Origin of the sequence: Roseovarius atlanticus (assembly GCF_001441615.1) — a bacterium.
Taxonomy (GTDB): domain Bacteria; phylum Pseudomonadota; class Alphaproteobacteria; order Rhodobacterales; family Rhodobacteraceae; genus Roseovarius; species Roseovarius atlanticus.
In genome coordinates this window covers 1-1,185 of record NZ_LAXJ01000051.1, presented here as the reverse complement: position 1 = coordinate 1,185, position 1,185 = coordinate 1, and the positions used below count along the sequence as shown (strand labels likewise).

Here is a 1,185-nt window from a genome sequence, read left to right as displayed (position 1 = left end):
CGCCTCAGATCACTCGAGGATCTTCGACACCACGCCGGCGCCGACGGTGCGGCCGCCTTCGCGGATGGCAAAGCGCAGGCCGTCTTCCATCGCGATCGGCGCGATCAGTTCGACCTCGAACTTCAGGTTGTCGCCCGGCATCACCATCTCGGTGCCCGACGGCAGCGTCACCGTGCCCGTCACGTCCGTCGTGCGGAAGTAGAACTGCGGACGGTAGTTGGCGAAGAACGGCGTGTGGCGGCCACCCTCTTCCTTGGTCAGGATATACGCCTCGGCCTCGAACTTGGTGTGCGGGTTCACAGAACCGGGCTTGCACAGCACCTGGCCGCGCTCCACACCGTCACGCTCGATACCGCGCAGCAGCAGACCAACGTTGTCGCCGGCCTCGCCCTGGTCCAGAAGCTTGCGGAACATCTCGACGCCCGTGCAGGTCGTCTTCTTGTTCTTGTTCAGGCCCACGATCTCCATCTCTTCGCCGACCTTGATCAGGCCACGCTCGATCCGGCCCGTTGCAACCGTGCCGCGGCCCGAGATCGAGAACACGTCCTCGACCGGCATCAGGAACGGCTGGTCCACGGCGCGCTCCGGCGTCGGGATGTACTCGTCGACCGCCGCCATCAGCTCGCGGATCTTGTTCTCGCCGATCTCCGGGTCACGCCCTTCCATCGCCGCCAGCGCCGAGCCCGCGATGATCGGAATGTCGTCGCCGGGGAACTCGTACGAAGACAGCAGCTCGCGGATTTCCATTTCCACCAGCTCCAGCAGCTCCTCGTCGTCGACCTGGTCGACCTTGTTCATGAACACCACCAGCGCGGGCACGCCCACCTGGCGCGCCAGCAGGATGTGCTCGCGGGTCTGCGGCATCGGGCCGTCGGCGGCGTTCACCACCAGGATCGCGCCGTCCATCTGGGCGGCACCGGTGATCATGTTCTTGACATAGTCGGCGTGGCCGGGGCAGTCGACGTGGGCGTAGTGCCGCGCATCGGTCTCGTACTCCACGTGCGCGGTCGAGATCGTGATCCCGCGCGCTTTCTCTTCCGGCGCACCGTCGATCTGGTCATACGCGCGGAAGTCGCCGAAATACTTCGTGATCGCCGCCGTCAGCGTCGTCTTGCCGTGGTCAACGTGACCAACGGTCCCGATGTTCACGTGCGGTTTCGAACGGTCAAACTTTTCCTTTGCCAT

At 64.8% G+C, this 1,185-nt stretch carries 1 protein-coding gene; it reads right to left on the bottom strand.

Annotation, left to right across the window (positions count from 1 at the left end; translation table 11 throughout):
• Nucleotides 1-9: 9 nt before the first annotated feature.
• Nucleotides 10-1,185: elongation factor Tu (gene tuf / locus XM53_RS22240; protein WP_057796984.1), on the bottom strand; the 1,176-nt coding region annotated here is incomplete at its 5' end.